We start from the raw sequence: 8,797 nt of genomic DNA, 5'->3' as shown, positions 1-8,797 counted from the left end.
TCAGTTTTACATTGCCGGTGACACAAGCCTTTGGCCAACATTCTTTGCTGAGCCAGCAATGGTTTATTTTCAACTTTTTGCCAAAAGGTGCGCCAAATACATAGCGGCTACTACCCGATTTTTTTCGCAGTTGAAAGAGAAGACGTCTAGCGTAGGGGTCGATATATACCTCCCGCCCAGACAAAAAAAACGTTGTATCCTTTATGCTATAGTGTTTCCATTCAAGCTCTAACAGCTCTTTTGAAGATAGCCCCGTATAATATTGCAATAAAAAAACCTCGCGATATTTTGATGGCACGTTATCGACTATTTGCAATATGTCTCTGTGACATAATGGTTTGGCAAATTGTCCACCGTCGTCTGTTAGCACTAGTTTGAATGGCCTGGGAAATACATAGACTAGCGAAGCTTGATCTAAGACCCTGAAAACAAACTCCATCGCTGCAATGTAATTTGGTTTTGTAATTCCCTTTATAGTCTTGAGCATTTCTTTCAGTTTGAGGATGTTGTAACCCAGAATTTCATCAACCCGTTGCTCCCCCAAACATCCCATAATGCAAATCATTAAAATCTGCCCTAGTTCATCTGAACTACCTTGAAACTCATTCATTAGGAAATGCCTGAAAGTAGGTAGTCCTCGCCAACCTGGCGACAGAAATTTTGATTTTAATGCATTGATATAAAATACATTTTTACTGTAAGGAAAGTATTTTGCATAGTCAAAAACACCCGATTTCACTTCTTGATGTATTTTTTTTAAGGTAGTCTGCAAATACGTCCTGTGTTTCGGTGTATCTAAAAATTTTGTTTGCTCAGATAAGTGGCACCCCATGATTTTTAGACGTAATACCAAATTACCTTCTGTATCACGGACAATAGGCTTCATTTAATACCTCCATTAAGAACGATGCGCTTTTGGTGAAAAACCGGTTATGATTAAAAACAGGCAACCCCCGGAGGACAGATGTTCAGGTACCATTTAATGGCGTTAGTCGAAAAAAAATCATTTGATGATGGGCAACGCGTTACGATTAACGAGATTTCCGAGGCAACGGGGATACACCGAGCGACCCTATCAAAAATGATTAATACCCCTGGCTGTAATGTGACGCTAGATACCATTGATCGCCTCTGTAAATTTTTCGAGGTTCCGGTCGAACACCTTATCGAGCACGTTCCCGACAAGTAAAGCCCACAGACAGCCTCAGTCAGGCCAACAATCCAAAGTCCGCTGCAGATGGTGTAGCAACAGACTTTTCACTTCTTTCGCTGGCAAATCCGCCAGAAAAGAATTGTGATGTGACGTCCCCGAAAGCCAGTTCAGAAGGGCGTCAGCATTACTCTTCTCATTGCCATTTCCGATGGCAACTATAAGGTTATGGCTGTGAGGATTGATCTGAAGTGACGCTAGCAAATAATCTCGCACGTTATGTAAACGCCTCTGTTGTGATTTATGCTCGTACATTGACTGTAAAAACGTATTCGCCGAGATGCTCATCATAGAATTCTCCTGTATGAAACTCTGACCATCCCTGGCGGACATAGAAATCCCTTCTTCAGCGCTTACTTAACCATTTTTAGTTAGCCCACTTAAATGTAGACTTAAATATACCAATGTCAAATATAGTCGACATTTTATTTTATGTGTACCTTTACTAGGCGTTAGAATGCGTGAGTAACACTGGGCAGTTTTCCTCACTTTCCAGAACATTGACTGATTAAAGAATGCAGCGGATACAGGCGATCTTGTGGAGATGGTAGGATGGCTTTTCACCGTGATTTTAATAAAGAATAAAGAAAGTAACTGCTTTTAAATTGGTTATGTTGTTATTGAAATTTTGTAATTAACTTATAATAGACTGATTTAGCCGTGGTGGACGTTAGATTGTCAGGCCCGAGCACTACTCACCTCTAGTGCCGGCAAGCCGAAATGCATGCTAAGTTTTGCGCTGAATTAATACATAGAGAAGGGCTCAAAGCGGCTTTAGACTATTGCCAAAAACAAAATATTGAGCCTCCACAATGTTCACTTACTGCTGATTCTCACAACGCACACGTTCTTAGAGAAAAAGCAGCCAGAATGCTAAGTGAAATTAAATGGTGGAAAAGGCGATTAGGTAACAAAGCTGGGCGTGATTTTGAATATGGACAAATGCTGCAAGGGAAAGTGACGAATATAATCTCAGATGCGTCATTAAAATACTATTTGTCCAAGAAGCGTCGTTAACTTGAAACTGAAAATATAACTAATTGAAACAAAGCGTTCTTAATTAAGTTGAAAAAAGTGATTGCTGCCGACTGAGCACTGGTAACTCAATTTGCTAACGCTTGTTTCTTCATTAAATTTGAGTCGTTTCAATATTTAGTTTGCTTGGTTTTGTTGTTATATAAAATCACCAAAAATTTCTCTGCGTGACTGAGCGGCACTGATTAATGGCTATCTAACCTACCATCAACGAATGAAAGTGTGCTCTGATACTCGCTTAAAAGGCGATTGAAATCGTTATTTTTATAACGCTTTTGCCTTATTGCCGTTTTTAGTCTTTGGATTTCTTCCGGCGGTATTGCGTTGACAACTATCCCTTCAACATCAATACATACTCTATCAATTGCATCGATGAAGTCCTCGTCACGTTTTTCTAGTAGCGCTGTTTCGACACATATAGCGGCTTTATATAACTTCAACCTGTTTACGCTCTTATAGAGCGGAATATTTAATTGAAGCGCACGTTTAGACTGCGCAAGCAAGATTAGATACTCAATAACAAACTCCAGATCAGAGACATTGATTTTTGTAGAAGTTTGTTTAGCCACATAAACCCCTTTACCGTTATATATATAACGGTAAAGGTAGTATATTTTCCGATATTTGCAATGTTGTTTTTAACTTTCTCTTTTGCGCTTTTCTACTGCTTGTCACTGTAGTCCGACTAAAAATTTTTCTCCGTAAATTCTGCGAGCGAGCTACGCTCCACCTCGTCAAAAATCAGTACTGTTCCATGTTCATAATGTCGATAAACATTCACAGCTGCACTTGCGCCGCTCGAGGCGGCCGTTACAAACTTGTCATCAATCTGAGCAAGGTTCCCAAGTACAACTGTCCGGCAATTTCTGCCGCCCCTTGACAGCATCCCTTTCATTTGTGCACGAGTCATATTTTGGGCCTCGTCAATTATCAAAAATGCATCATCCAGCGAGCGTCCCCGAAAATAGGCCATTGAGGTGAATTCAATATTGGCTTTTTCGATGATGTGTTCAATTGTTGTAAAAGTGTTATGTTCATTGCTATCGTCACTATGCATTGATATCAGCGCATCTGTGATACCTGCAAGAAGTGGCATTGATTTCTCTTTCAAATCCCCTGGCAAAAAACCGGGATCCTCGTCCATGAAATCTCTGCTACGAACAACAACAATCTTCTTGTACTTTTTCTCTTCCAACACTTGATGCAGGGCCGCTGCAACTGCGAGAAAAGTCTTACCAGACCCAGCTGGGCCAAGCAGTATGTTAAGGTCGTATTGAGGGTCGGTTAGCTGGTGCAGAGCTATTGCCTGTCTTGAATTCTTTGGTAAAACACCCCAAATCTTTTTGTGTTTGCGTGGAAGCAATGTCGTGTAAACATGCTCTGCACTCACTTCAGTTACAAGACCAATATGCCCTGCTTCGTCATACCAATACATATTTGATTGAACTTCGTCGTTAAACAGACTTCGATCCATCCTGTATACATCACCGGATAATTTAAAGTCGTCATCACTTTCCAGTTTTTCGAACAGGTCGGATTCAAATACTTGAACACCACCATATAAAAGATCAATGTCAGCGATGGAGTTATCAACGGATACATCTTCCGCACCAACGCCAACAGTTCTCGCTTTCAAACGCATGTTAATGTCGCGAGTCACTATCGACACTGGCTGCTCAAGTCTCTTTTGCAACTGGTAGGCATAATTTATGATTCTGTTGTCGGCCTCGCTGCCTATACCATGCCGCAGCGATTGCTCAAGCTCAATGTTGGTATCGATGCCAATGAACAATTTTCCACGTTTTCCTGTTTCACTAGTTGGAAGCGGGATCCCAATTTCTAGTTGCTCAGCATCGTGGCCACTGACAAGATCTTCAAGCATCCGGATACAGACGCGGGCATCGGCACTAATAGACCTATCCCTGCGCTCTTTAAGATTGTCCAATTCTTCCAGGACAGTGAGGCAGATGTAGATGTCGTCCTCATATGATAAAAGGGACTTTGGATCGTGGACTAATGCTGATGTATCTAAAACACGTGGAATGTTTTTACGTGCGATCATTATGCAACCTCCCCCAAAACAACATCTGAATGTAACAAAAAAGAATCAGCATTTGCAGAATGTTTGGTAAAGTTGCGATTATTCACCAAAATTCTTGTTACCACCCTTCTAGCCCAGTAAAGACGAGGAAGTAACAACTTATCAGCCAAACAAATACTGGGGTACAGGATTACTATCGCATTCTGAATACTTCTGCCACGCATAAAGTTGACCGATTTAAACTGAATGTTGGCTTTGTCCATAATGTAACTGACACTGGCATGCGGGTGCTCATCAGTTTTATGCAGTACTTCAAGTGAGTCTGTAATAGCCGCAAGCCAGGGCGCCATTTTTTCTTCCTCAGTACCTGGTAAAAAACCAATTGATTCAGCAATTTCAGGAGTGTTACGGGTAACAATAACCTTTTCGTACTGGCCTTTTTCAATCACCAGCTCCAAAGCAGCGGCCAGCGCAATCAGCGTTTTGCCGCAGCCGGCCGGGCCGGTCAGAATCACCAAATCCATGTCGGTATCCAACAACGCCTGCAATGCCATCGCTTGATAGATATTTTTAGGATGAATCCCCCAGGCATGCCGATGCATCAATCGCTCATAGCCGAAGTCCAGAATTTTAATTTCATGCTCGGTGATCGCCAGCACCCGACCGGCAAAGGTTTCTGCTTCATCTATCAGATATTCATTGAGATAAGCATTGGGCAATAGTTTACGACTGACATAATGTACTGTATCCCGGCCCTCGTTTTCACTGCGACATTCGCCAACCTGACTCCAGAACTCACCACTGAATTTAAAATAACCTTTGTATAAAAAGCGAACATCATCAATTAACTGGTCTGTTCGATAGTCTTCAACCTGTTTTAAGCCAGCACCTTTTGCTTTCAGGCGCATATTAATATCCTTGGTCACCAGAATAACTATGACCGGACCTTTTTCGCGTTGCAGATACAAAGCAGTATTAATAATTAAGTGGTCATTTTCACCACCGGGTAAACCGGGTATTTCGTCTTTAATATGATGATCATTAATGATAAATAAATGGCCACCTCCTAACTGCTCATTTTGACGGGGTAAGGCCACACCTTGCAGCATTTGCTCTGGTGAAGCGTCACGCAGCACGTCTTCTAACGCCCGGATCGCGATCCGGGCGTCTCTGCTAACGTCTTTATTGCGATCTTTAATGTGATCAAGTTCTTCCAGCACGGTCATCGGGATGACCACGTCGTGTTCTTCGAAATTGAGAAAGGCGAAGGGTTCATGCAGCAGAATATTGGTGTCTAATACATAGATTTTCTTTTCTTTGCTTTTTTTTCGCGCCATACGCAGCTCCTTCAAACAAAACCAAGTTAACTTTACGCAATATTGTTGTTGTCAACTTTATGTAGCTAAACTAAGCATAGTGCAACGGCGCCAGTTGGCGGCCAATTCTTGAATTAAATCGCTAATTTGCGGTGAAAATATTTTGCGATATTTTCGTGACACCCAAATGACAGTGATTAAAGCTAAAATATAAGCGGATGGCAGATGCAGTTTTATTCATTTACTAGTACCATGGCGCCCCGATTTTATGATGGTGCTTTGATATGAATTTTGCTTTGGGACAACGCTGGATCAGCGATACTGAGTCTGACCTTGGTTTAGGAACTCTGGTGGGTATCGAGGGTCGGATGCTGACGGTTTTGTTCCCGGCTACCGGTGAAACCCGGCAATATGCTCAGACTGAGGCCCCTCTTACCCGGGTGATTTTTAACATTGGCGATGAAATAAAAAGTGCGGAAGGTTTCAGTTTAATTGTCACGTCAGTAAGTGAAGCACACAATACCCTGATTTACAGTGGCAACCGTATCGACAACGGCGAAAAAACCGATCTAAAAGAAACCTTTCTCGACCACTTTATCAGCTTTAACAGGCCACAAGACCGTCTTTTCGCCGGCCAGATTGATCGTTTTGATCACTTTACTCTACGTTATCTGGCGTGGCAGCATCAAAGCCGGTTACAGCAAAGCCCATTGCGTGGTTTGCAAGGCGGTCGAATGAGCCTGATCCCACATCAACTTCATATCGCCAGAGAAGTTGCCGGACGCCATGCGCCGAGAGTCTTGCTCGCTGATGAAGTTGGCCTTGGTAAAACAATCGAAGCAGGACTGATTATTCATCAGCAACTGTTGTCCGGACTGGCCACCCGGGTATTTGTCGTCGTACCCGAATCCCTGCAATACCAGTGGCTGGTGGAAATGTTACGCCGGTTTAATCTGCATTTTTCAGTATTTGATGAAGAACGGTGTCAGCAGTCACAGCTGGATGTTAGTAACCCCTTTGATACCGCACAGCTGGTACTATGCAGTCTGGAATTCATCAGTAGCAACAAACAATGGCTGGAACAGGCTCAAAGCAGTGACTGGGACTTATTGGTAGTTGATGAAGCCCATCATCTGGCGTGGACTGCAGAACATGTCAGTAAAGAATATCGTGCCATCGAAAGCCTGGCTCAGGATACTGCCGGCGTTATTTTGTTAACTGCCACGCCAGATCAATTGGGTCAGCAAGGTCATTTTGCCCGTTTACGCCTGCTGGACCCTGATCGCTTTTACGACTATCAGGCATTTATTGCAGAGCAAGCCCAATACCAGCATATTGCCACTACAGCTGGCCATTTGCTAAGCACTGCCCCACTTAACAACGAACTGAAAAGCGACCTGCAACTGCTGATAAAGGAAACAGATATCAGCAACGAGCTCACGTTGCTCAGCGAACCTGTGGCATCTGATAACGCAAAACACGCCAGACAAGTTTTGCTGAGCAAGCTGTTGGACCGCCATGGTACCGGCCGGATCTTATTTCGAAATAGCCGCGCCAGTATTAAAGGTTTCCCGGACCGGGTAGCCAAGCCAGTAGCACTGGATTTGCCTGAACAGTATCGAAATGCCCTTAAAGTATTTCAAAGTCTGAACCAGCAAAGCACACTTGCTAAACTCGCGACAGCCAATTTATTTCCAGAGCGGGTATATCAGGAATTTGAGGGGAGCAGCAGTCAATGGTGGCAATTTGACCCTCGTATTGATTATTTAACAACGTTATTAAAACAACACAAGCCGGCAAAATTTCTGGTTATCTGCGCTGCTGCTGAAACAGCGCTGGCAGTAGAGGGAGCCTTGCGCCAGAAAGAAGGGATCCGCGCCGCAGTATTTCACGAAGGTATGTCGATTGTTGAGCGCGACAAAGCGGCAGCTTATTTTGCTCAGGAGGATTACAGTGCTCAGGTGCTGGTGTGCTCTGAAATAGGTAGCGAAGGACGCAATTTTCAGTTTGCGCATCATTTGGTATTGTTTGATTTACCACTGAATCCTGATTTACTCGAACAGCGAATTGGCCGGTTAGACAGAATAGGCCAGCAGCATGATATTCAGATACATATTCCGTATTTTAAACATAGTGCCCAGCAGATATTATTAGATTGGTATCAGCAAAGCCTCAACGCGTTTGAGCATACCTGCCAGACAGGTCGCTCGGTTTATGAACAGGATGGCCCGGCGTTACTGGCGTTGCTGGCAGCGTCTCAAACCGATGCCTCTGAGGTGGCGCAACTACTGGCGCAAAGCCAGCAGCAGCACCAACGCTTACAACAACAACTCGAACAGGGACGGGACAAGCTGCTAGAGCTGAATTCAGCCGGTGGTGAGCCTGCCCGGCAACTGGCAGCAGACATTGCCCAAACTGACGCTGATGTGCAGCTGCCGATGCTGATGTTTCAGGCCTGGGATTTGGTAGGTGTTAATCAGGAAGATCGCTCTGATACCAGTATTATTTTAACACCGGCTGAACATTTACGTTGCGCCTATCCTGGCCTTGAAGATGACGGCGTTACGGTCACATTCGACCGGGATACCGCGCTGGCGCAAGAGGATATTCAGTTCTTAACCTGGGATCACCCCATGGTGACCGGTACCCTCGATTTGTTGTTAAATGACAATATGGGCAATACAGCAGTGGCATTGCTGCCCAATAAAGCCCTGCCTGTTGGCAGCTATTTTATCGAGCTCATTTACATTGTTGAGGCCAGCGCCCCTACTTATCTGCAATTAGGCCGTTATTTGCCTGGTACGCCAATCCGCTTGCTCCTGGATAAAACCGGCAATGATCTGGCGGCTAAGGTTCCCTTTGATAACTTTAACCGCCAGTTAAAACCGGTTGGCCGGCAGACCGCAAGCAAACTTGTCAATGCCCTGCAGAGCTTAATCCATCCTTTGATTGCTACCAGTGAAACTGCCGCAACAGAGCAATTAGCCAAGGTATGCCAGAACGCATTGCAAAAAATGCAGCAAGCCTTGCAGGCAGATCAGCAACGATTAAAAGCCTTACAGCAAATTAACCCACTGATTCGTCAGCAAGAAATTGACATCCTGACTGATAAACAACATCAACTGACCGATTATATTAGTAAGGCACGTCTGAAACTTGATGCAATCAGACTTATCGTGGTGAGTCACGATTAAC

General features: G+C 43.9%; 7 protein-coding genes. 3 read left to right on the top strand and 4 right to left on the bottom strand.

Annotation, left to right across the window (positions count from 1 at the left end):
• The coding region (locus B2Q61_RS05645; RefSeq protein WP_290620357.1) for an Arm DNA-binding domain-containing protein at positions 1 to 886 on the bottom strand (886 nt) is incomplete at its 3' end.
• Positions 887 to 982: 96 nt separating this feature from the next.
• Here B2Q61_RS05645 and B2Q61_RS05640 point away from each other — a divergent pair.
• Positions 983 to 1,189 (top strand): helix-turn-helix domain-containing protein, encoded by a 207-nt coding sequence (locus tag B2Q61_RS05640; RefSeq protein WP_290620355.1) that lies wholly within the window; start codon positions 983 to 985, stop codon positions 1,187 to 1,189.
• Positions 1,190 to 1,930: 741 nt separating this feature from the next.
• Complete coding sequence (locus tag B2Q61_RS05635) at positions 1,931 to 2,227, top strand: hypothetical protein (protein WP_290620353.1); 297 nt, start codon at positions 1,931 to 1,933, stop codon at positions 2,225 to 2,227.
• Positions 2,228 to 2,430: 203 nt separating this feature from the next.
• Here B2Q61_RS05635 and B2Q61_RS05630 read toward each other — a convergent pair whose 3' ends face one another.
• The 3 genes from B2Q61_RS05630 to B2Q61_RS05620 form a co-directional block, all read right to left on the bottom strand.
• On the bottom strand, positions 2,431 to 2,814 hold the full coding sequence (locus B2Q61_RS05630) for a hypothetical protein (RefSeq protein WP_290620351.1): 384 nt from the start codon (positions 2,812 to 2,814) through the stop codon (positions 2,431 to 2,433).
• Between the two features lie 116 nt (positions 2,815 to 2,930).
• A complete protein-coding gene (locus B2Q61_RS05625; RefSeq protein ID WP_290613843.1) occupies positions 2,931 to 4,307 on the bottom strand; it encodes a PhoH family protein in 1,377 nt (458 codons plus the stop codon).
• A complete protein-coding gene (locus B2Q61_RS05620) occupies positions 4,307 to 5,623 on the bottom strand; it encodes a PhoH family protein (protein ID WP_290620348.1) in 1,317 nt (438 codons plus the stop codon). The genes B2Q61_RS05625 and B2Q61_RS05620 overlap by 1 nt, the downstream gene beginning before the upstream one ends.
• Before the next feature lie 263 nt (positions 5,624 to 5,886).
• Between B2Q61_RS05620 and rapA the strand changes: the two genes are divergently transcribed.
• Positions 5,887 to 8,796, top strand: coding sequence for an RNA polymerase-associated protein RapA (gene rapA / locus B2Q61_RS05615; RefSeq protein ID WP_290620346.1), 2,910 nt, complete (start codon positions 5,887 to 5,889; stop codon positions 8,794 to 8,796).
• Position 8,797: the final 1 nt, after the last annotated feature.

This window comes from Arsukibacterium sp. UBA5043 (genome assembly GCA_002415085.1).
GTDB lineage: Bacteria > Pseudomonadota > Gammaproteobacteria > Enterobacterales > Alteromonadaceae > Alishewanella.
The sequence above is the reverse complement of the archived record's forward strand: the minus strand, read 5'-3'. Positions and strand labels throughout refer to the sequence as shown.

What these genes read in the sequence shown, in the direction of transcription:
- rapA (WP_290620346.1), top strand. Translation starts at nt 5,887, where the DNA reads ATGAATTTTGCTTTGGGACAACGCTGGATCAGCGATACTGAGTCTGAC.
- B2Q61_RS05620 (WP_290620348.1), bottom strand. Translation starts at nt 5,623, where the DNA reads ATGGCGCGAAAAAAAAGCAAAGAAAAGAAAATCTATGTATTAGACACC.
- B2Q61_RS05640 (WP_290620355.1), top strand. Translation starts at nt 983, where the DNA reads ATGGCGTTAGTCGAAAAAAAATCATTTGATGATGGGCAACGCGTTACG.
- B2Q61_RS05635 (WP_290620353.1), top strand. Translation starts at nt 1,931, where the DNA reads ATGCATGCTAAGTTTTGCGCTGAATTAATACATAGAGAAGGGCTCAAA.
- B2Q61_RS05625 (WP_290613843.1), bottom strand. Translation starts at nt 4,307, where the DNA reads ATGATCGCACGTAAAAACATTCCACGTGTTTTAGATACATCAGCATTA.